Source organism: Marinomonas polaris DSM 16579 (genome assembly GCF_900129155.1).
GTDB lineage: Bacteria > Pseudomonadota > Gammaproteobacteria > Pseudomonadales > Marinomonadaceae > Marinomonas > Marinomonas polaris.
In genome coordinates this window covers 1-22,228 of the sequence record NZ_FQVF01000003.1, presented here as the reverse complement: position 1 = coordinate 22,228, position 22,228 = coordinate 1, and the positions used below count along the sequence as shown (strand labels likewise).

At 43.5% G+C, this 22,228-nt stretch carries 21 protein-coding genes; 6 read left to right on the top strand and 15 right to left on the bottom strand.

Annotated features, from left to right (window positions below; translation table 11 throughout):
- Window positions 1-155 precede the first annotated feature (155 nt).
- Window positions 156-602, top strand: coding sequence for a hypothetical protein (locus BUA59_RS02220; RefSeq protein ID WP_084122097.1), 447 nt, complete (start codon window positions 156-158; stop codon window positions 600-602).
- A gap of 336 nt (window positions 603-938) precedes the next feature.
- On the opposite strand, the gene lnt is transcribed toward BUA59_RS02220, so the two are convergent.
- From lnt to miaB, 5 genes are read right to left on the bottom strand one after another with little or no spacing between them, the layout of a single operon-like run.
- The gene (gene lnt, locus BUA59_RS02215; protein ID WP_232728823.1) at window positions 939-2,570 is read right to left on the bottom strand and encodes an apolipoprotein N-acyltransferase; all 1,632 of its coding nucleotides are present in this window, start codon (window positions 2,568-2,570) and stop codon (window positions 939-941) included.
- Entirely contained in the window at window positions 2,512-3,378 is an 867-nt protein-coding gene (locus tag BUA59_RS02210; RefSeq protein ID WP_072838104.1) for a CorC family transporter, read from the bottom strand. The genes lnt and BUA59_RS02210 overlap by 59 nt, the downstream gene beginning before the upstream one ends.
- A gap of 12 nt (window positions 3,379-3,390) precedes the next feature.
- Window positions 3,391-3,855: an rRNA maturation RNase YbeY gene (gene ybeY, locus BUA59_RS02205; RefSeq protein WP_072838103.1), complete on the bottom strand. Its 465-nt coding sequence runs from the start codon at window positions 3,853-3,855 to the stop codon at window positions 3,391-3,393.
- A complete protein-coding gene (locus tag BUA59_RS02200) occupies window positions 3,855-4,901 on the bottom strand; it encodes a PhoH family protein (RefSeq protein WP_072838102.1) in 1,047 nt (348 codons plus the stop codon). The genes ybeY and BUA59_RS02200 overlap by 1 nt, the downstream gene beginning before the upstream one ends.
- Before the next feature lie 13 nt (window positions 4,902-4,914).
- Window positions 4,915-6,270 (bottom strand): tRNA (N6-isopentenyl adenosine(37)-C2)-methylthiotransferase MiaB, encoded by a 1,356-nt coding sequence (gene miaB, locus BUA59_RS02195; protein WP_072838101.1) that lies wholly within the window; start codon window positions 6,268-6,270, stop codon window positions 4,915-4,917.
- 217 nt (window positions 6,271-6,487) lie between these two features.
- Between miaB and BUA59_RS02190 the strand changes: the two genes are divergently transcribed.
- Window positions 6,488-7,174 carry a hypothetical protein gene (locus tag BUA59_RS02190; protein WP_072838100.1) on the top strand — a complete coding sequence of 229 codons (687 nt, stop codon included), beginning with the start codon at window positions 6,488-6,490 and terminating at the stop codon, window positions 7,172-7,174.
- An 85-nt stretch (window positions 7,175-7,259) separates the two neighbouring features.
- Here the strand turns inward: BUA59_RS02190 and BUA59_RS02185 are convergent, their stop codons facing one another.
- Window positions 7,260-7,718, bottom strand: a complete 459-nt coding sequence (locus BUA59_RS02185; RefSeq protein ID WP_072838099.1) for an EVE domain-containing protein — start codon at window positions 7,716-7,718, stop codon at window positions 7,260-7,262.
- A 150-nt stretch (window positions 7,719-7,868) separates the two neighbouring features.
- Here BUA59_RS02185 and BUA59_RS02180 point away from each other — a divergent pair, with 150 nt between their 5' ends.
- Both BUA59_RS02180 and BUA59_RS02175 read left to right on the top strand, forming a co-directional pair.
- A complete protein-coding gene (locus BUA59_RS02180; RefSeq protein WP_072838098.1) occupies window positions 7,869-8,969 on the top strand; it encodes an HD domain-containing phosphohydrolase in 1,101 nt (366 codons plus the stop codon).
- Window positions 8,970-9,077: 108 nt separating this feature from the next.
- A complete protein-coding gene (locus tag BUA59_RS02175) occupies window positions 9,078-10,004 on the top strand; it encodes a histone deacetylase family protein (protein ID WP_072838097.1) in 927 nt (308 codons plus the stop codon).
- A 4-nt stretch (window positions 10,005-10,008) separates the two neighbouring features.
- On the opposite strand, the gene BUA59_RS02170 is transcribed toward BUA59_RS02175, so the two are convergent.
- From BUA59_RS02170 to BUA59_RS02160, 3 genes are all read right to left on the bottom strand, one after another.
- Window positions 10,009-10,593 carry a DUF6151 family protein gene (locus tag BUA59_RS02170; protein ID WP_072838096.1) on the bottom strand — a complete coding sequence of 195 codons (585 nt, stop codon included), beginning with the start codon at window positions 10,591-10,593 and terminating at the stop codon, window positions 10,009-10,011.
- Between the two features lie 315 nt (window positions 10,594-10,908).
- Window positions 10,909-11,364, bottom strand: a complete 456-nt coding sequence (locus BUA59_RS02165; protein ID WP_072838095.1) for a GNAT family N-acetyltransferase — start codon at window positions 11,362-11,364, stop codon at window positions 10,909-10,911.
- A 70-nt stretch (window positions 11,365-11,434) separates the two neighbouring features.
- A complete protein-coding gene (locus BUA59_RS02160; RefSeq protein ID WP_072838094.1) occupies window positions 11,435-12,631 on the bottom strand; it encodes a benzoate/H(+) symporter BenE family transporter in 1,197 nt (398 codons plus the stop codon).
- 95 nt (window positions 12,632-12,726) lie between these two features.
- Between BUA59_RS02160 and pdxR the strand changes: the two genes are divergently transcribed.
- Window positions 12,727-14,217 carry a MocR-like pyridoxine biosynthesis transcription factor PdxR gene (gene pdxR, locus BUA59_RS02155; protein WP_072838093.1) on the top strand — a complete coding sequence of 497 codons (1,491 nt, stop codon included), beginning with the start codon at window positions 12,727-12,729 and terminating at the stop codon, window positions 14,215-14,217.
- Between the two features lie 907 nt (window positions 14,218-15,124).
- On the opposite strand, the gene BUA59_RS02145 is transcribed toward pdxR, so the two are convergent.
- The 5 genes from BUA59_RS02145 to BUA59_RS02125 form a co-directional block, all read right to left on the bottom strand.
- Window positions 15,125-15,427 carry a type II toxin-antitoxin system RelE/ParE family toxin gene (locus BUA59_RS02145; protein ID WP_198515332.1) on the bottom strand — a complete coding sequence of 101 codons (303 nt, stop codon included), beginning with the start codon at window positions 15,425-15,427 and terminating at the stop codon, window positions 15,125-15,127.
- Window positions 15,424-15,633: an addiction module protein gene (locus BUA59_RS02140; protein WP_072838092.1), complete on the bottom strand. Its 210-nt coding sequence runs from the start codon at window positions 15,631-15,633 to the stop codon at window positions 15,424-15,426. The genes BUA59_RS02145 and BUA59_RS02140 overlap by 4 nt, the downstream gene beginning before the upstream one ends.
- 641 nt (window positions 15,634-16,274) lie before the next feature.
- Window positions 16,275-16,925, bottom strand: a complete 651-nt coding sequence (locus BUA59_RS02135; RefSeq protein ID WP_245813076.1) for an RluA family pseudouridine synthase — start codon at window positions 16,923-16,925, stop codon at window positions 16,275-16,277.
- 6 nt (window positions 16,926-16,931) lie between these two features.
- Complete coding sequence (rapA, locus tag BUA59_RS02130) at window positions 16,932-19,760, bottom strand: RNA polymerase-associated protein RapA (protein ID WP_072838091.1); 2,829 nt, start codon at window positions 19,758-19,760, stop codon at window positions 16,932-16,934.
- 2 nt (window positions 19,761-19,762) lie between these two features.
- Window positions 19,763-20,380, bottom strand: coding sequence for a YigZ family protein (locus BUA59_RS02125; RefSeq protein WP_072838090.1), 618 nt, complete (start codon window positions 20,378-20,380; stop codon window positions 19,763-19,765).
- 195 nt (window positions 20,381-20,575) lie between these two features.
- On the opposite strand from BUA59_RS02125, the gene BUA59_RS02120 reads away from it, so the two are divergent.
- Window positions 20,576-21,889 (top strand): DNA recombination protein RmuC, encoded by a 1,314-nt coding sequence (locus tag BUA59_RS02120; RefSeq protein ID WP_072838089.1) that lies wholly within the window; start codon window positions 20,576-20,578, stop codon window positions 21,887-21,889.
- Window positions 21,890-21,972: 83 nt separating this feature from the next.
- Here BUA59_RS02120 and BUA59_RS02115 read toward each other — a convergent pair.
- Window positions 21,973-22,228 (bottom strand): transposase (locus tag BUA59_RS02115; RefSeq protein WP_139248825.1); only part of this gene is annotated, 256 nt, incomplete at its 5' end.

Here is a 22,228-nt window from a genome sequence, read left to right as displayed (position 1 = left end):
GACGAAAGGTTGGTAGACCTGTATTCTCTTTAATGAAAAGAGGACCATTATAGCGACATAACGCAAGATAATGGTGCAATGGCCAGCAGAGTTTGAAAATATCCGTTATTTTATAGAGATGGAGCCCTAATTAGAAGGTGCATAGAGGAGGAGTTATGAAATCTATGAAAAAAGATTCATCAAAAAGCGAAATCGATTCCAATTTGGTTGAAGAAGCGCGTAAGACATTGATTGGAGCAAAGGATTGGTTTTTAGAAGATGTTGCTTTAATGACGGCCTATTGGCATGACAAAATGGGTTACACCGAAGCATGGGTAGATGCGAACTGGCATTACGTGCTTGATGAGAGTCATGAATTGGTCGAAGAGCTTGACGAAAAAGAGGATACAGCTTTGTTATGGCTGATTAACCATGCGAATAACAACCCTGTGCCGCTTGAAGAGTGTCATGTGGTTGGTACGGTTGTTGAGCCAGGAAGTTATCATTGTATGTCTTGTGGACATGATAACGTTATCGAAACCAAGCAAGCATTAGCGCCATGTGAGATCTGCCATTATGGTTTGATGTCGACCCATGATGATCAGACCAATAAAACTGAGTAATTCATTGTTCCTCGTTCCCACGCTCCTGCGTGGTAATGCATAGCATGAGCCTTGGTATTCCATTCACTTGCGCCTGTTTCGCAAGCTCAACGCGTCAGCGTGAATCAAATACCAAGGCTCTTTTTTATCCGTTGTTTACCCTTGTTCTTTCCTTGTTCCCACGCTCGGTCTCTGTTCCTGACTTGGCTCTACCCCCTACATCCCTGTAGGTGTCCTGCGTAGTAATGCATACCATGAACCTTGGTATTCAGTTCTTAAAATAAAAAATACTTGCGCCTGTTTCGCAAGATCCAAGCGTCAGCGTGAATCAAATTCCAAGGTTCATTTCGTTATTGGTTATCTGTTTTTGCGGTTTAGAATTAAGCCGTTTAAATAAGCAAATATCACACAAATCCCCATTAGCAAAAGTGTTGGCCAATAACCCCATTGCACGTATGGTGTATTACCTGTAAAGGCTTTTGCCTCAGCTGTCAGCGTTGTTCTTTCAAATTGCGGCGCTTGTGCGACCACTTCGCCTTTTTCATTGATGAACGCAGTAATGCCAGTGTTTGTGGCGCGGATGACATAACGACCGGCTTCTTTCGCTCTAAATTGCGCTATTTGTAAATGCTGCCAAGGACCAAAAGATGTGCCAAACCAACCATCATTACTAATGGTTATTAAGAAATCACTGTCTCTTACCATGCGTCTTACTTGTTCGGCATAAACAATTTCATAGCAAATAAACGGCGCTATACCCCATTCGCCGACTTGTAGTACAGGTTGGTTTTCATCGCCGGGTTTAAAGCTCGACATAGGCATACCAAACACATCTAGGATCGGACCTATGTATTGTGCAAACGGAATATATTCGCCAAAAGGAACGAGTCTGCGTTTGTAATAAAGCCCAAAACCATTTCCTGTTGCCCAGATAGCATTGTAGTAATCTTTATTGTCTTCACTAACATCTGGAATACCAGTAATCAGAGTGGTATTAGTGTCCTCAAGTTCTTTGCTGAAGCCTTCAAAATAGGGTTTTATTCGTGGATAAGAATAAGTAATTGCGGTTTCAGGCCAGACAACTAATTCACTGTCTAAATGTTCAATGGTAGTTTGTTGGTAATAGGCTAGAGATTTTCCTGCTGTTTCAGCCAGCCATTTTTCGTCCTGCTTTACATTGCCTTGCACCAAGGTGGTTTTTAATGTGCCAGTTTGTTGTACCCATGAAACTGGGTAATAGCTTAAATAGGCCGAACCTAACCAGACAATAACGAGCACGAAAACTAGCATGAGTTGATTGGTTTGCTTAAGCAGTATGCTGGCGATCACGCTAGAGGTTAATACTACACATGCGCTAGTGAGCCAAATTCCTCCAACGGGCAAAAGCTCAAATAACCAGGTGTTTTCAATCGAATAGCCGGGCAATAACCAAGGAAAGCCAGTAAAAAGAGTGCTACGGGCGAACTCAGCAATCAATAAACCTAGTGTGACCCATAGACTCGCAGGTATTTTCTGAAAGCGCTGAATGAGTTTCCATGATGCCCAGGCTGAAAGTGCCCAAAAAACGCAGAGCACAGCGACAAATGCAAAGGTGATAAGTCCGGCTATTATGCTGCCAACTTGCCCGTATTCAGCAATGCTGACATAAACCCAAGAAACGCCTGCGCCAAAAAAGCCTAACGCGACAGCTGTACCACGCCAGCAGGCAGATTTTGCTGTTGTACTTGTTAAAACGAGCAGGCTAAATACGATTAAGCTAATAAAATAGCCGGGCCAAAAATGAAAAGGTGAGAAACTGGTTACGCCTAAAGCACCAGCAATAATGCCGATAAGGCCAATAAAAGGGGGAGGGAGTTTGGATATTTTCGCCACCAAGAGAGGCTCCCACCCCGTCTTGGTATTGGTTAAGTCGGGGTGAGGCATGTTCATATTAATCTGGTGTGTTGATGGTTGGTTTGGTGACTTGAATGGTTTTAATGCGGCGTCCATCCGATTTCACCACGCGGAAATGGAAGTTGTTGAAGAAAAGCTCTTCATCACGCAATGGCACATGGCCAAACTGTTGCACAAGTATTCCGCCAATGGTGTCGAACTCTTCTTCGTTTAGTTCGACTTTGAAGAACTCATTAAAGTCTTCAACTGGACATAATGCTGGCACAAGATAAACACCGGGTTCGGTGGTTACTTGAATGCCTTCGTCATCAAGTTTGTCGGTTTCATCTTCTATTTCACCAACGATTTGTTCTAATACGTCTTCAATCGTCACTAAGCCAGACACGCTGCCGTATTCATCTAGAACTAATGCCATGTGATAACGCTTGGTGCGAAAATCATTCAACAATACGTTTAGGCGTTTGCTTTCAGGAATGAAATTAGCAGGGCGTAAACGCGCTAAGATATCTTCTATTGTTACATCGCCTTCTTTAAATAATAAAGGCAATAAGTCTTTGGCAAGCAGGACGCCGAGAATTTCATCGGAATCCTCACCTACAACAGGGAACCGTGAGTGAGAAGAATCTATTATTTTGCGGATTGACGTTTTAGGGTCATCTTCGGACTTAATGACCACCATTTGAGATGGTGGAATCATGATGTCACGTGCCTGAACTTCAGAAACTTCTAGTGCGCCTTCAACAATAGTGAAAGCATCGCGATCAATAACATCGGATTTCACTGCAGCTTCTAGAAGTTTAACGATGTCACCACGGCTGCGTGGTTCATCATTGAATGCTTGGGTTAAACGTTCAAACCAAGATTTTTGTTGATCGTTGGATAAACTCGATCGGTCGTCACTCATTAGGGTATTAGCTCACTCTTTAATCAAATAAGGATCGGAAATAGATAGGGAAGCCAGTAGCTCTGTTTCTATCGATTCCATTTCATCTGCTTCATCATCATTTATATGATCATAGCCGCGTAAATGCAAGATGCCATGAATAGTCATATGAGCCCAATGATGGAATAACTCTTTATTTTGCTCTGCGGCTTCTTTTGCCACAATTTGAGTGCAGATGACCAAATCGCCTAATAATGGAAGCTCTAACCCAGGAGGTGCCTCGAATGGGAAAGATAGGACGTTGGTAGGTTTGTCTTTACCACGATACTCGTGATTAAGTGCGTGGCTTTCTTCTTCGTCGACTATGCGAATGGTAACTTCAAACTCTTCATCTACGTCTGGAAGGGCTTTTTCGACCCAAAGTCTAAAATCCGCTTCGCTTGGTAAATTTGCAGTTTCTTCTGTTGCTATTTGTAAATCAAGCTCTAAATACGCCATTATTTGCTACCTGCAGACTGTGCTGCTTGTGCGGTTAGACGAGCTTCGGTGCGTGCTTTTTTTTCAGCTTCCACTTCAACGTCAAATTTATCATAAGCTTCAACAATACGCTGAACCAGCGGATGACGGACAACGTCAGAAGAGCTAAATAGCGTCATACTGATGCCGCTTACGTCTTTTAAAACGTGCATTGCTTGCGCTAAGCCAGATGTAGTGCCGCGTGGTAAATCTACCTGCGTTGTGTCTCCAGTGATTACTGCGGTTGAGCCAAAACCAATACGCGTTAAAAACATTTTCATTTGCTCGCGCGTGGTATTTTGGCTCTCATCAAGAATAATGAAGGCGTTGTTCAGGGTACGGCCACGCATGAAAGCAAGCGGTGCGATTTCGATGACATTTTTTTCGATCAACTTATCAACCAATTCAAAACCAAGCATTTCGTACAAAGCATCATAAAGAGGGCGCAAGTATGGATCGATTTTTTGTGACAAGTCACCTGGCAAGAATCCCAGTTTTTCGCCTGCTTCGACTGCTGGACGAACCAGCATAATACGTTCAACACGATCAGCTTCTAGCGCTTCGACTGCACAAGCTACGGCTAGATAGGTTTTACCTGTACCAGCTGGTCCGATACCAAAGTTAATATCGTGCTTACGAATCTGCTTGACGTAGCCTTGCTGGTTTTTGCCTTTTGGCTTGATGAAGGCTTTGCGAGTTTTAATCACTAGCTGGTCAGCTTTCTCTCTTTTACTGCTCGTCAGTGATTCAATTGCTGACTCTTGCAGGTAAAGGTGAATCATTTCAGGTGTGATTTCTGTATTCGCCAATGCTTCACGGTAGAGGTTTGCTAGTAGCGTTTTTGTTGCAGCTACGTGCTCAGAATCTTCACCGGAAATGTCGAATAGCTCGCCACGGTATTTGATAGAAACATCAAGTCTCTTTTCTATTAACTTGATGTTCTCGTCGAGTTGACCGCATAGTCCAACCAAAGCATCGGCTTCGGCAGGGACTAAACGGATTTGTTGAGTTGTCTGTGTGATTTCCAAGATTTACCTTTGATTATTGTAGTACAAAGTCAGAGTCGAGTTCAGAGCCTACTAACTCACCCAATAGGGAGTTAGGGTAAGCATCTGTGATAACAACATCTGCGAATTTACCAATCAATTGCGGATCGAACGCACGGAAATTTACAATCCGATTGTTTTCAGTTCGACCTTGAAGCTGTCCAGGATCGCGAGGTGAATAACCGCTGATCAAAATACGTTGCACTTCACCGACCATAGACAAACTAATGTCGTAGGCTTGTTGGCTAATACGACGTTGTAAAATGGCTAGACGCTCTTTTTTCACGTCTTCTGGCGTGTCATCTTCTAGATTAGACGCCGGTGTGCCTGGTCGTTGACTGTATACAAAACTGAACGAGTGATCAAAGCCGATTTCCTGAATTAGATTCATGGTATCAACAAAGTCGTCATCTGTTTCGCCTGGGAAGCCAATGATAAAGTCAGAAGACAAACTGATCCCTGGGCGCGCGTCTTTAATACGGTTGATTTTATCAATGTAATATTGACGATCATGACCACGTTTCATTGCGCTTAGGATATTGTCTGCACCGCTCTGTACTGGTAGATGTAAGTGACTAACCAGTTTCGGCTGCGTGCGGAACGCTTCTACTAAGCTGTCGCTGAATTCCACTGGATGCGACGTAGTGAAACGAATTCGCTCAACACCATCGATTTGTGCAACCGCATGAATAATGTCAGCAAGATCAGCTTCGTCACCTTCTGCAGTATCGCCACGATACGCGTTAACGTTTTGTCCTAGCAAGTGAATTTCACGTACGCCTTGCTCAGCAAGCTGTACGACTTCTTTCAAAATGCTGTCAAACGGGCGGCTTACTTCTTCGCCTCGGGTGTAAGGCACAACACAGAAAGTACAGTATTTACTACAGCCTTCCATGATAGAAACAAACGCTTCAGCACCATCAACGCGAGGGGCTGGTAGATGATCAAATTTTTCGATCTCAGGGAAGGTCACGTCAGTGATCGGAATATGTTTTCCGGCTGCATTGATCATCTCTGGTAATTTATGCAGTGTCTGAGGTCCAAAAATCATATCCACGTGTTTAGCTCGTTTACGGATAGCATCGCCTTCTTGGCTCGCTACGCAACCACCAACACCGATAACAAGGTTAGGATTTTTTTGCTTAAGTTTTTTCCAACGTCCTAGTTGGTGATAGACCTTGTCTTGCGCCTTTTCACGAATAGAACAGGTGTTAAGCAGCAGTACGTCTGCTTCTTCTGCATTGTCTGTGAGTTCCATTTCATGGCTTTCGCCAAGTAAATCTGCCATGCGAGATGAATCGTATTCGTTCATTTGACAGCCATGAGTCTGGATAAAAAGTTTTTTTGCCATGTAACGTATTAACCTAAAAATGTGTTCGTCTAATCGACTTTGGCGCTATTATATTGGGCTTTGCTTCCGAATCCCAGAGGTGTTCTGAATTCCCTGTAATTTAACGTAAAAAAGTAAGTTGAAATAGTCTTGTTTTCTTACTGGAGCTTTTGCAAAACATCAGCCACAATAATTGCACAATTTGTTTTTACGAGCGTCTTTTTATTGAGAGAGTGTTTTGACTGTATTAGCCCGTATTTTTGTTTCATGTCTTTTTGTTAGTGGTGCTGCCCACGCAGAGAGAGAGCCGCCTAACTTTGCTTTTGGTTTAGGTTATGGGCTTTTGGATGAGAAGTCTTTGATGAATATTGACTTTAAAGTCAATATTCCTATTAACGATTATTTATCCACCCAAGTATTGTTAAACAGCAACTATCTTATCACTGGCTCATCAAAAAGTAGCTTTGCCCAATCCGAGCTTTCTTCGAACTGGTTTCTTCATAACGAATATGGTCGTTTGGGGGTTGGAGTTGGCATTTCTGAACTAGAGCCTATGGATGAAGAGTTAGAAAGCGAGAGAGATGTGATTGGGCAGTTTATCGGAGAAGCATTTTTAGGATCTTTCTCGTTGACGACCAACTATATATCCACTGATACAACATTGAGTAATGTGACTAGTTCACGTATCGGTATAGGTTATTATTTCAATGAAGATCTACGAACTTCACTGTATAGGGAAAAGTATAATCTAGATGAAGTTGGCTGGCGTCTTGAAACGTACTTCCAACCGAAAAAATACCGTCAAATGGGGAGCGTTGGTGTCATTGCAAGAACAGGGGATGATTACGATTATTTAGGTGTAGTTGTTCAGTATTACTTCGATTACGCGGTGTCTTTAAAACAGCGGGATCGAGAGTTCCATTAAAACATCAATTTAGCATTAACTTTTTCTAAATATTTGAGACCTTTTCACAAGGTTACTAACGTAGTAATCGTGCAAAGGTCATCATTTATTTTTTCAGTATGGTCGAGATGTATTCCCATTCACTTTGTGTAATAGGCATTACAGATAGACGGCTGCCTTTTTTTGTTAATAACATCTCAGTCAATTCAGGGTTTTGTTTTAATTCTGCTAACGTCAGAATGGACGGCCACTTTTCAATAAATTCTACGTCCACCATAAACCAATGTGGGCTATCTGGCGTTGATTTCGCATCATAGTACGCGCTATTTTTGTCCCAACTGGTGTGGTCTGGATAAGCACTTTTACAGACTTTGGCTGTTCCAACTATGCCTGCTGGAGTGCAACTTGAATGGTAAAAAAACACCAAATCACCTTCTTTCATTTCTCTCATAAAGTTTCGGGCTTGGTAATTTCTTACACCATCCCAAGGTGAGTGTTTTAGTCGTTTTAAATCATCTATTGAAAACGCATCGGGTTCAGATTTCATAAGCCAGTAATTTGGCATGGATACCTCGTTTGCATAATGAAACATACTCTATGTGCACGCTTACAATTATTCTAACTACAATAAGAGGATGATGCTATAAATTGCCAATTCTTTGGGCAGACTTAAGTATGTGTCGGGGTTGTAAGTTCCTTGTAATGGAAGAGAAAAATGAGCCATTTTGCGTGTAAAGCGTTTTCAGCGTTGGAAAAAGAACTTAAGGATGACTTGCTCGAATGCTATGTGGAAGCACAACAAGAAATTGAAGAAACCATTAATAGCATCGAAGGCGATGGTTTTTCATTCGATAAATTAGACAAGCTTTTTCGTTCGTTGCATAGCATGAAAGGTAATTGTTCCGTTTGTTTTCTTGATCCCTTGGTTGGTGTGCTTCACAAGTTAGAAGAAATAGTTGATGGCATGCGCGGTGGGTACATTCAATATCACCCTTATTTGGGTGAACTGATTATTGTGGTTATTGAAAAAGTTTACGATTTGCTTCAGCAAATTTATCGATCCCATGTCGCTGAAATTGCAGTGCGTGATCAATTACAGCGCGGTTTAGATGAAATTTATGCCGAAGAGGATGATAGCAAACGCCCCGAAATGGCTGCAACCTTACTCAGGCAATGCAACCAAGTAACAGAAGAAGTAAAAGAAGAACCAGCAGCTACTTCTGTGATTGTTAAAGTTGAATATACCGATGAACAAAAGGATGACATTGAGTCATTTATTGGGTTTAGCCAAAAATTAAACCGCTTACTTGGTTATTCATCAGAACGGAGCGAGCGTATCCTCAAGCTTTGTCAATTGATCAATGCTGAATGTAAAAGCTCTATAGATCCAGCTCAATTAAGTGCAGCGGCTTATATGCATAATATGGGTATGGCGCTGATTCTAAACTGCAAAGACGATGAAGCTGCAAAACGCCAAGCAGAGCATAACCATCCAATGGTTGGCGCTAAACTTCTTTCCAAACATGAAGGCTGGGAAGACGCGGTTGCCATGGTTCAGGCTCATAAAGAACGTTTTGATGGTACAGGTTTCCCCGAAGGTTTGGTGGGCTCTTTGATTCCTCAAGGTGCTTTTATCTTATCAATGGCTGTTATGTTTATTGATGCTGTTTGGGGGAAATCCGGTAGTGATTATAACAAAAGTGCCATGCGCGCCGTACAAATGGTGAACTTCGAAAGTGGTAAAGGTTTCCCGCCACATCTTATTGAGTCTTTTAATGGTGCAATTCGAAAAGTCCTCGTTGCCAAGAGTAAATAATCTCTGCTTTGTATTCATTAAGTAAAACAAGTCTCAAAAGAAAGTGGCATAACCTAAGCGACCCTTGCTAGCATAGCTCTCTTTCTGAAGAGTTAAGTAATCTGTTTTATGAATGCCGCTTTGTTACCACTCGTTTTCCATCCTAATTACAGCATCCCATTTCCCGCAGGGCATCGTTTTCCCATGCGCAAGTTTGGTCTGTTGGCGGAGTCCTTAAGAGAGCAGGGGATCCTGACGGACGAAAACGAATACACGCCAACGCCGCTTTCTCTTAAAGTATTAATGGCTGCTCATCATAAAGAATACGTACAACGCTTTATTCGTGGCGAGCTGAGCAAGCAAGAAGAAAAAGAAATTGGTTTACCTTGGTCTGAATGGTTAGTCGAACGAACCTTACGTGCTGTCTCTGGCACCATACTCACTAGCGAACTCGCGCTGCAACATGGCTTGGCGTGTCATCTTGCTGGTGGCACACATCACGCGCATCCTTCTCATGGATCGGGATTCTGCATTTTCAACGATCTTGCTGTCGCCGCACTTGCCATGATCGAATCGGGTAGGGCGAAGAAAATCCTCATCCTAGACTGCGATGTACACCAAGGCGACGGAACTATTGCCTTCTTCAAAGATAGAACCGATATCATTCCGGTCTCGTGGCATTGTGAAGAAAACTATCCTCCAATCAAACAAACTGCTGGCCTCAATATCGCCATCCCCAAAGGCGCAAATGACCAAGAATACCTATCCATCCTAAAAAGCAGCTTGTCAGCGATACTGGCAGAACACCAGCCAGACTTCATCTTCTACGATGCTGGAGTTGACGTCCACCAAGACGATCGACTCGGCTACGTTAACTTAACCGATCAAGGTATTTTAGAACGCGATAAATACGTTATCGAAACTTGCGTCGCCCTTAAACTGCCGACAGCTTGCGTCATCGGCGGTGGTTACGATAGACAAGAAGAAAAAGTCGCATGGCGACATAGCTTGCTGCATCAAGCAGCGAATCAGGTTTGGAAGGAATATCTTTTGTAGCTTTTTAAGAGCCCTGAACCTTTTTATCAAGGATGTGAGGTTCACAAATTGGCTGTCCGTCATTATTAAAAAGCTCAGAGGGCTTATTTAGACCTTTTAATTTCCATGAAAGGATTTTGGTCACCATTCTAAAGTTAATACTCAACGAAGAAGCTTTAAGATTCTCTGGAACAGGTGTTTTGGCATACTTAGTAAGAACGTAACCTCTGCTTTTTCCTAAATCAGCGTCACGTGTTTGCGTATTATCCATGAAGCTATGAATCACCCCAATAAATGGGCCGCCAACGCCAAACGTATTGCCAATTGGTGTATTGCAACACTTTGCATACCAGCGATACATGCCTTTAGAACTAAGCTTGATACAGGCAATTTCTGATTTTCCTTCACTAATCGTGAGATAAGACACCGGTATTTGAAATATATCCGTTCCACCGTACTGATCTAAAACACTATCTTCTTGCCCTAGAAATTGAGCAAATGCTTGGCAATCGTCACAACAGCAAGTAATCCTTGTGCCCATTTTGGCACTTTCCGCAGTGGCTTTTCCTTTTACGGTTCCGCAGGCACATTTCAAATCTATTTCAGGCATTGGGTTAAGTCTCCTTGCTGTGAAAACGCATCGTTCACAGTTTAGCAGCGTTTTAAAAATAAATGGGAAATGCGAGTGAATGAATAGAACTCAATTGGGGATTATCATGATGTTTGATTTAACAATTGTGTTAGTTAAATGGGCTTTCGAACAAGCTAGATTATCTAATGAATGTTAGGTGTTATTTAGGTCAGTTTTTTATGAGAAGCATGAAAGTAGTTCCTAATATATAAGATTGAGTTTTTAAGTAATAAAGAGCCTCAGACGAGGCTCTTTATTTAAAAGGCGTTATTGAGTTGTTACTGTAATGGGCCCTTACAGTGTCATTCTGTATTCAATAACGCCTGGTTCTTCTGCAACCCAATTATAAAGCCGTTGCGCAACTTTATTGCTTTCTTGGGTATGCCAGTAGAAGCGGTCGCTGTTTTTAGCCTGTGCCTTTTCTTTTACATATTGAATTAGTTTTTTTCCAATGTGCTTCCCACGGGTGGCTGGATGTACGAATAGATCTTCGAGGTAGCAGAAGTTATTTATTCCCCAAGTTGAATCGTGGAATAAATAATGGGCAAAGCCGAGAATTTTTTCCCCTTCCCTTGCTACTGCGCAATACACCGGCACGTTTTCATCAAAGAAGCGTTTCCAAGTGGCTGCAGTCACTTCATCAGCTAATTGGACCTTGTAAAATTCTTGGTAGCTCAGCCAATAGGGCAGCCATTGGGTATAGTCTTCCGGTTTAACGCTTGTGATAATGATATTAGGGCTTTGGCTCATAGTTCATACTCGCTTTTTTTTGGTGAAAATTTATTTCATAAAGTTTTTGATTAAATACTGATTACAAATATTATTTTGTTTTCATTGAAAAGTTTGTGCTTAATAAAGCATAGGCAGCGAGGCCGATTAGCAGCCCCCAGAAAGCGCCACCTATATCGAACAGAGTGATATTAGATGCGCTTGCTAAAAAGGTAATGAGAGATGCCTCACGCGAAGCTGAGTCACTGATGGCAGCAGTAAGGCTGCTGGAAATGGTTCCGATCAAGGCTATACCGGCAAGAGCTGTTATAAAGGCAGTAGGAAATGCCATAAATAGTGTGGCCAGCGTAACGCCGAATATCCCCACAAGAATGTACAACACGCCTGCAATAACACCAGCAATCCAGCGTTTCGTTGGGTCTTGATGTGCTTCTTTGCCAGTACAAATAGCAGCAGTAATCGCTGCAATATTTATTGCGTGAGAGCCAAACGGCGAAAATAGCAATGAACCTAGACCGGTAAAGGTCAAAATAGGACTGGCACTGGTTTTATAATCATCATTGCGTAGTACCAGCATTCCAGGAATGTATTGGCCTGTTAGCGTAATCAGGAATAACGGCAGCGCTATACTTAGCAGTGCATTCCACGAAAAAACCGGTGTAGTAAAAACTGGTGTTGCTACGATCAGCTCGATGCTAGATAAATCCAGTCGTTTTTGCAGCAATAGCCATATTAGTCCGGCTATCATCATGCCTGCTACGGCGTAACGACCAGCACTCCGTCTTAATACTAGATAGCTTAATACCATTAACACCACTAAGAATGGCTCGACATTGATAACAGCAAAGGCACCAATACCAAATTGCAACAAAATGCCAGCGAGTAAGCCAGCGGCAATGCCGGGTGGAATTAACCGGATTACTTTTTCAAAATAGCCACTTAGACCTAGCATGATAAATAAAGCGGCAGATACCAAGTAGGCGCCAATAGCTTCCGCGTAGGAGATCGTCGGTAATGCGATAATCAGAAATGCTGCTGCCGGTGTGGACCATGCTGTGATGATAGGTTCACGGGTACGCCAGCTCAGAAAAATACAGGTAAGCCCAACGCCAATGGATGAAGCCCAAACCCAAGATACTGTTAATTCCGGCGATAAGTTTGCCATTTTTGCGGCCTGAAATACCAGTACAAAGGTCCCTCCATAATTGACGATTACAGTCATCAGTGCAGCTATGGCAGGGGGGAGTACATCAAGTGATTGTTTGGATTTTTTCAAATATGCGTACATGGTCGGCAACTCTTTTGGCAATAAATTAGACTTGTATTTATAGCAATTAAATGGCCTGATTTACCCATCCACTTTTTTAAAGGAGTCCAGTCCAATTGTTTAAATCTTCCCAATTGGAGACGGTAAAGACTTGGTTGGTTAACCCAATCAATTCGGCATTTCCATTGCATATAAGAATTCAGCGAGCGATAAAACAGCTCATTCTTGATGGCGTTCTTACCTCCGGAAAGCCCTTGCCTGCAACACGTGCTCTGGCAAAGTCATTGGCTGTTTCTAGGGATACTGTTGAAACCGCCTATGGCCAGCTACATGCTGAAGGTTTTATAGATAGGCGCGTAGGAAGTGGTAGTTTTGTTTCAATGAGGGCTCATCGATTATCTAAACGGCCTGTGCAGCATTCAATTCCGTCGGAGAGTCATGAAACAATGTTGAGCCAAAGAGGTATGGCTATGTTTCTTGACGGAGGTATTAAAAATTTTTCAGCTCCTAGACCTTTTATTCAGGGCGTGCCAGAAACACGTAATTTTCCGTTGCCGGTCTGGGAGCGTTTGGAACGACAGGTGTTGAAAGAATACGGCCATCTAGCGTTGCAGGCAGGTCCGCCGCAAGGTATGGAGGCGTTACGTTGTGCTGTTGCTGATTATATTAATCTTGAACGTGGCGCACGGGCAACTCCGGAACGTATTCTGATTTTAACAAGTTCACAGCAGGCCATAGCGCTTTGTGCGCAGATGTTATTGGATACCGGTGAGCGGATTTTTATGGAAGACCCAGCCTACCATGGCGCGCGAAAGGCGTTTGAAGCTGCTGGACTTGAATGTATTCCGATTCCAGTTGATAAGCACGGTTTGCAGGTTGATGCTCTTTGTAATTCATCGGTGTCGGCTAGGGTTGTGTTTTTAAGCCCATCACACCAGTTTCCTACTGGGGCAACATTGACACTGGACCGGCGTTTGACATTAATAGAGTGGGCCGCTCAACAGAAGGCTTGGATTATCGAAGACGATTACGACAGTGAATTTCATTATGCAGGTAAGCCGACTGCTTGTATTCAGGGGATGGACCGTTACGAGCGTACGATTTATGTGGGGACATTTACTAAGTCGTTGTTTCCTGGTGTTCGTATAGGTTACATGCTATTGCCTGATTCCCTTGTCGAACCAATGACTCGCGCACGTACTCTGTTGGACGGGCACAGTGCACCGATTCCGCAATTAACGCTTGCACGTTTTATCGAAGCTGGCCACTTTGGTGCTCATGTACGAAGTATGCGACTCATCTACGCCGGACGTTTGAATGTGTTGGTGCAATTAATTGAAAAGCATCTCTTTGAGTACGTTATTCCAATAGTACCGGATGGAGGCATGCAAATATTCTGCAAGTTGGTGTGTGAAATTTCTGAGCAGACGGTTATTGATAGTGCTCGTCGTGAAGGTATAGACCTTTTCGGATTAACTGCGCTTTACGCATCTGCCCAGCCCCAAGCTGGTTTCTTGTTGGGCTTCGCCGCGTATACTCCAATGGAAATGGATGCCGCTATAAAGCTCCTTGCTAAGGTGTTTCGAACCTTACTGAGAAAGGAGTAATAAAACTGACTGTATACACCTTTAGTCCTGAGCTGCAGAAAATCTGAATAACTTTAATTTGATTGGTATTACGTAAGATAACGTTTCAAATGCTCAGGATTGGCAGGAGAGCGTAGTAACGGCAGGCTCTTGTGTAATATCCAATGACATAACAACCGAATCCTCAGGGTTCTGATGAGTAATTACTGTTGTATCGGCATCATTCACACACCATCCTAAACCGCTTTTGGCAATACACCAGAGTTTTGGTTAAACATACAACATACCATCGACCTTTGTGATACACAAAACCGCTATCAATAAGAAGCGAAACTGGTAAAGCCTTTGGCGACCGTATTCAGGTGAAGCTTATAATGTGTTCAGTCTATTTTTTATGACGAGCCAGCGCTATTTTAGTATATGTTTTTAATTTTATTGCCCAATTAATGGTTATTTCACGTGACGCTTTAGTTTTTTCGAACCAGTGTTAATCCACAAAATGAAAGCTTCGCTTCCATCGTCAGATTATGCCTCGTTCCTCGTCTTATCTGACCTGCGTTCTTTGGTTCTACTATCAGGTATAACGAGCGTAGGTAGCAATCATGTGCCTATGAAGGAACTGAGGCATTAAAGATCTTAAAGCGAATTTTTGGTTTCCTTTAAACTTAAGTTTTTGGGCACTAGCAAAAGTTATATGCTCAGCTTTCCCTTAATTAAAGAGTGGAATAAAGGTTGGAATACAAAGTGTTAGAATGGAACCTACATTCCGCGTCGAGATAAATTTCGATCTACGGGGGAGTCAGTTTTCGTAGGGCATCGTGAGTAAAGCGGCTCTTGTTAAAAGGTAATACCGGTTATAATCGTGATGTAATATTGCCACTTTTTTTACAGGTAAGCGCCTCGTCTCATCTGGCTTACGGTATCATATTTAACTGTTGGTAAGTCTATGTTCAATGCTTTTAGGATTCTGGCGATTATCTAATACGGCTAAAATCAAGACTTGGTCTTTTATAACTTGGTAGTAAATTGAAAAAGGAAAGCTGCGTGAAAGCACTCGGAATCTGCCATTAATGTTAGGATGAATACCTGCGAAAAATCGCAACCGTTCAATGTCTAACATCAAACTATCAACACAATACTGACCAAGTGCCTCATTTATTTTTGCATAGAATTTTTTCGCATTGAGCAAATCATTTTCGGCCGATGGCGTAAAGAAAATGTTAAATATCACGATTTAAGCCTTTCTCGTACCTCTTCAAAACTACGCCATTTTTCAGTTTCGTTAAGCTCATGTGTGCGAGCTTCTAATTCTTGCAGGTGCCATTTAGGTGAGTCAAATTCAGCTTGGTTCTGAGCCAATGCACTCATTACGGCTTCCATTAATTCAATTTGCCCATCAAATGGCAGTTCTGAGATTTTTTTCGTGTCAATCAACATACCAAGCTCCTTTGTTTGGTTTCTTGAAAATAAGTATACCTATATTAACAAAATAATCATTTCCTCTTTTTCACTTGGTTCTTTCCTATTTTATTTTCGTACATGTTGTTTTCGTAGGGCATCACTTTTTGAATGGAGCCAAAGAAGAGATTAACCCCATCCTCCGACTTCCCCTTGGAAGAAAAAGGGGAAGGGACTTGGTAATAAGTAGTTGTTACCTTTTGCGCTTGAGATCCCGATGAAGTCAGTTCGACGCAATCCTGATTGCGCGACTTTATGGAGTTTCAGAGTCATTGTTTGATGATCTATCTCCCACCGAGTGAACAATCTAGGCCTTACGATGTAAACCGTCTTGCTAAACCAGTATTAAACAAAATGAATGAGACGTTTGGGTGATAGCCCGATAAAGCGATTTTTTGCTTTCCTTTAAACTGAAGTTTTTGGGTGCTAGCAAAAAGTTACCCGCGCAGCAGAGCGGAAAAAAGGTCGGGAATATAAAGTACTCGAATGGAACCTAAATACCGTAGTCCAAAAAGAGATTGATTCCCGCTTTCACGGGAATGACTTTGTTTAAGCAGGAATGACGTGTAGTGGTTTAAGCACGAATTATGTTGCTCAGCTTCTAGGGCTGTGGGCGGGAGTTAAAAAGGGCAAGCCGCTACAAACGCAACCCATGCTTTGGTAAACGGATGCCTAAACTCTAGCCGATAGGCGTGCAATAACAACCGAGGGTCGTTCTGAAACTCTGGGTCATAGAATTCATCGCCAATAATCGAGTGTCCTAGGCTTTGCATGTGGACGCGAAGTTGGTGAGAACGACCAGTAAAGGGCACGAGTCTAACACGGGTGGTGTTGTTTTCGTAGGCCATTTTTTCCCAGTAGGTGATGGAGTCTTTGCTCCATTCATCGGTGCAGATTATTTGTCTTGGGCGATTTGGCCAGTCGCAGCGCAGTGGTTTTCGTACTTCGCCTTTTTCACCCAAAAGATGACCGCGCAGCAAGGCGCGGTATTCTTTTTGGACTTCTCGTTCACGAAAATGCGCATACATACGTTTTTGACATTCGTGGGTTTTCGCCACGAGGATTAAGCCTGAGGTGGCTTCGTCCAGTCGATGTATGGCAAAGGCTTCGCCAAATAAACACTCTGCTCGATGCAAGATAGAATCGAGCTTATCTGGGCCACGACCGGGCACAGATAAGCAGTTAGCAGGTTTGTTTATCACAGCAAACCATTCGTCTTCGTACAATATCTCTAAGCGAGATAGCTCTAAACTCGGCACGGCATCCTGCACAGAATGTTATTCCGGCTTAGTGGTTAAGATGATACGAATCGCATCCAAGCGGATTTGGTGCTCGTCGATGCGTGTCAAACCTTCTTGCATGTTGGTTTCAAGACGTTCTATGTCTTCATCACGAATGGTGTCGTTGAAGGCTTTCAATTCCACTAAACGTTCGATTTCATTTTGGCAACGATGTTGGTAAGACGTTTTCGCTGCGTGAACGATCGGACGCGCTTGCTCTTGGGCATTCAGCTGGTGAGCTTGCAGCACTTCAATAAGGTTTTTGCGCAAGGCAGCAACCCATTGTTCCGCGACGCGGTTTGGCACGCCTTTCAGTTTTTCGGCCCATTTGTCGGCAGTAAATTGTTGATGGAGGAATTTGCCGTTTGAGTCAGACAATTGCCACATTGGTGTCATTGGCAGAGATTGCGCCAATTTCAAACGTGGGTGAGCCGTCGCTTCGATGACGAACATACTTTCTACCAATACTGTGCCTTCTGGCAATGCAGCGATTGGCAAGATAGCCGAAGTAAGCTTGCCAGAGTCAAAGCCTTGAACTTCGTCCATTAGCATGGTGATCAGAGGGTGTTCCCAAGTTGCGAACGCTACGTCTTCACGCTGGCTAGCTTGACGGCGATCAAGCATGAGCATTTTACCTTCTTCTTCTATGCCTGGCAGTGCTTCGAGCATCATGTCAGTAGAAGGGCGCAAGAACCAAGCGGCGCGATCTGGATCATCATTGATGCAATCTGCGTAGATGTTGAACGCGTGAGTAACTTGCTCAATGTAATGATGCAGGCCTTTTGTCGCTTGGTTGTTAATCTGTTCGATTAATGCACGCGCTTGTTCTGGACGGCACGAACTCATTTCTAGCAAGCGGTTACGACCTTCTTCCATTTGTTTTAGTAGCGCTTCATGGTAGATGTTTGCTTCTTTTAGCAAATCAGTGTCGTCGTCTTGACCATGCAAGTAGGCATGCAAGCTGTCGCCAAAAGCTTCTTCGACTTTATCGCCAGAACCCGTAGTACGACAAAATGCGTTTAGGGCGTGGTGGTACCAGTTGAATAGGCGCTCTTGCACACTTTTCTTGATATAAGGGACGTGAATTTGCACGTCGTTTAGTTGTCCTAGACGATCAAGACGACCAATACGCTGTTCGAGTAAGTCTGGGTGCTCTGGCAAATCGTACATAACGATGTGATGGCTGAACTGGAAGTTACGGCCTTCACTGCCGATTTCAGAACACACTAAAATTTGTGCACCGTTATCGTCTGCGAAATAAGCAGCAGCTCGGTCACGGTGGATCAGTGGCATTTGTTCGTGGAAATCGGCACTTTGGAAGCCAGCAAAAGTCAGTTGGTCATTTAGCCATTGCGCCATGTCGGCGGTGTGACAAATGACGAGGACTTTGTCTGCTTGGCATTCTAGGAATTCTTTTAGCCAAACCCAGCGTGGATCTTTTTCCCACAAGCCGTCAGACACTTCGGTTTCTGGTTGCACATGGCGATCTGCAGATTCGAAGTGTTCATTGTTTTCTAACGGATAAGAATGAAGGTAACGATCCGGGAAACCACCCACAGCGGCGCGGGTGTTACGGAACATTTCGCGTCCAGTTCCATGACGGTCAATCAGCCAGCTAATGGCTTCTTTTGCGGCTTCGGTTTGTTCTGCACCAGATTTGGTTGTAAGTGCTTGGAACCAGTCTTTGGCACTGACTTCTTGTAAGTAAGAGCCAAACGCCGTGTTCCAATCTAGCGCTTCTGGTGAGCCGTCTTCTTGACTGAACGGCAACAGAGCTTCTGCTAATTCAGCCGCTTGTTTGAATGCTTGTTGTTGTGCTTGGTAATGCTCGAAATCGTGATAATGATCAGCATCCAACAGTTGCAAGCGGGAGAAATGCTCGCGTTCGCCAGTTTGTTCTGGGGTTGCACTCAACAGCAATAACGATTCTGTTTTCGCGGCTAGACGTGCCACGACCTGATAACCAATGCTTGGTGTTTCTGGATGCCAAGCAAGGTGATGGGCTTCGTCGACAATAACCATGTCCCATTCCGCATCTAGCATATGCTGAGTGGCTTTCGGGTGTTGGCTCGCCCAATCGATTGGCGAGATAACAAAAGGTTGTTGCTCAAACGGGTTGTCGTCGCCTTCCATAAAGTCTTCGTACACGGATTCGTTGATCAGTGAGAATGGCTGGTGGAAGCGGCGTAGCATCTCAACCAACCACTGATGTTGCAGGTTGGTTGGAGTCAGAATAAGTACGCGTTTGCAGAGGCCGTTTAGTAGACGTTGATGCAGGATCAAACCGGCTTCTAGGGTTTTACCCATACCGACTTCGTCACACAAAAGCGCGCGAGCTTTCGGGCGATTGGCAATCTCATGAGCCAGATAAATCTGGTGCGGTAGAAGCTCTGCTTTCAAGCCCATTAAGCCGCGAACTGGTGATGCTGCGTTGGCCGCTTGGTGTTCAAGCGTATGGCGACGTAGGTCGAACCACATGCGACGAGCTGGCGAAAGTGCCAATAAAGAATCGAGCTCGTTCTTGTCGTTACGTGGGAATTGAATGATGGATTCTTCTAACCAATCATCGTCTTCGCTGATACGGTATTCGATAAGGTCATCAATTTCTTCTACTTCCAATATGGTGAAGGTCTCATCTTGAAAGTGCAGTTGATCGCCGACAGTTAAAGTGCGTCGAACAAGACTAGTCTGGTCATTTGAGTATTGACGATCCGCTTCCGCATCAGGGAAGTGCAAGGTAAAAGACTTGTTTTGTTTGTCTACTATCATGCCTACGCCGAGATCAGGCTCGTTGCGGCTACTCCATCTTTGTCCAGTTTGGTACATAGTTATTCGTTGTCCGGTTCAATTAAAGTTAAACTGCCTTGGCATAAATCCGTCAATGCGATTTTATGTTCAGGCCAAGTACGTTCAATAACAGCAAGATCAATTACTATGCTGTCACTGTATGTTTTGTTGGTTATTTCTATATCGCTCTGTTCTAGCCAATATTCAACCTTACCCAATAAAGAGTAGGCGATTTTCAGCTGAACGGGGCTGCGCGGGTACACATTTTCATATTCTGTTTGCGAAAGCGCTTCTTGTACAGCTTGGCTGTAGGCTCTTACTAAGCCTCCCGCACCGAGTTTCACACCGCCAAAAAAGCGTGTCACGACTACTGTGGTTTCACCAAAATTTGAATGCTGTAACACATTCAACATAGGTTTACCCGCTGTGCCTTTAGGCTCACCATCGTCACTTTGATCCCATAGATGGGCATTATTTGGCATACCTGCAATAAACGCCCAACAATGATGGTTAGCATCAGGGTAACGCTGGCGCATTTTTTCAATAAAAGCCTTTGCCGCATCACGGCCGTTCGTACGACAAACCGTCGTAATAAACTGACTATTTTTTATTTCTAGATCAAAGCGTTGCGTGTGTGTTGGGCTTAGGTAGTAATCCATGTAAACTTATCGAGACCTTAGCATGACTGCTGCGCGCGCCAATACAGTGTTAAAAATAGACTCAAAATGCTCATTTATAACCTATAAACTCCGCTTTTTCGTCTATTTTTGCCTCGTCTTGCCTTTGCTCGTGACGTCATGCAAATGCCTCACTTTGTTAAAAACAGACATTTAAAATAGCGAGTTTTAATTCATATGACAGATTGGCTTTCGCAATCAGTTTGGGTGTTATCGGGCTTTTGTATCGGCGCGATTCTTCTATCTGGCATTGCTGGCGCTATTGTACAGGCTATGCGCCGTCAGTGGCAGCACACACAAGAAAAAATGCAGCAACAAAATGAGGAATTAAAGCGTCTTTTAGAACAATCGAAAGATCAGATTCATTATTTGGAGAAAGAGTCACTGACTTTAGAGCAACAATTTGCTGCCGCGCAAAGTGTTTGGCAGGAAAAGGAAGCCTTTTACCGCGAGCAAAAAAAGCAAAACGAAACCGAATTTAAGCAAATGGCCCATGAAATCATGAGTCAGCAGGGGCAGCAATTGGCGAAAGAAAACGAGCGCCAGTTAGGTTCTTTATTAACGCCGCTTGGTTCGCAAATCCAGAAGTTTCAAGAAAGTGTAGAAAAGAGTTATCAAGAAGAAGCCCGCGAGCGTTTTTCGTTGGTGAAAGAAATTAAAGGTCTGCAGTTACTGAATCAAAAAATCAGCGATGATGCGGTGAGTCTAACCCATGCATTGAAAGGTCAAAATAAACTGCAGGGTGGTTGGGGCGAAGTGATTCTGGAGCGAATTTTAGAGCGTTCAGGTTTGGAAAAAGGCCGTGAATATGAGACGCAAGCTTCTTATCAAACTACAGAAGGTCGACGTTTACAGCCAGATGTAGTGATCCATTTGCCTGAAGGTAAGCAAATCATTGTCGACTCCAAAATGGTGCTGATTAGTTATCTGGCTTATATGGAAGCCGAAACCGATGAAGACAGAAATCGAGCGCTTAAACAGCATTTGGATGCAGTGCGTCGTCATATGAAGGAGCTGAGCGCAAAGTCTTATCACGATTTACCGGGCGTCACTTCGTTGGATTTTGTGTTGTTGTTTATCCCAATTGAAGCGGCGTTTGGTTTAGCCTTACAAGGCGACAATGGTTTGTTTAGTGAAGCCTTCGAACACAATATTATTATCGTCGGGCCGTCTAATTTATTAGCGACTTTACGTACCATTCAAAACATTTGGCGCAATGAAAAACAGAGTCAAAACGCTATTGAAATTGCGCGTCAAGCCGGTGCAATGTACGACAAGTTTTCGGGATTCGTACAGGATATGGATGACATTGGTAGCAAGCTAGAAGCCGTGAGTCGTACTCATGATTCAGCCTTGAAAAAGCTAACGGCAGGACGCGGTAATTTGGTGGCGAGAGCGGAGAAGCTAAAGTTGATGGGGGCGAAGACCAGTAAGGCGCTGCCAGTAGGGTATCTAAATGATGATGTTTTTACCGATGAACCGAACGAGTAATTGAATCTTGTCGTGTTTCATTACTCGTCGTTTTTTGCGTAAATTGTAGATACCATCTCTCCTAATCAGCCTCAAGTTTTTATTTAACTAACTTGAGGCTGATATTCTGTTTGATTCTTAACAACACCAAAACATATTTGTGACAACTTTCTCATCGCTGCACCTAGCGCCTGCATTTTTGTTTTGCCTTGTTTTAGTAATCTCGTTTTCTGCGCTTTTATATCGGTATTATGTTGCCCAGCTACGATTGCGGCCATATACAACTTCGCTCTGATATAGCCTGGCCCTTCCTTACTCAAGGTTGTTTTTCCTGCCCGTTTACCAGATTCGTTGTGCTTG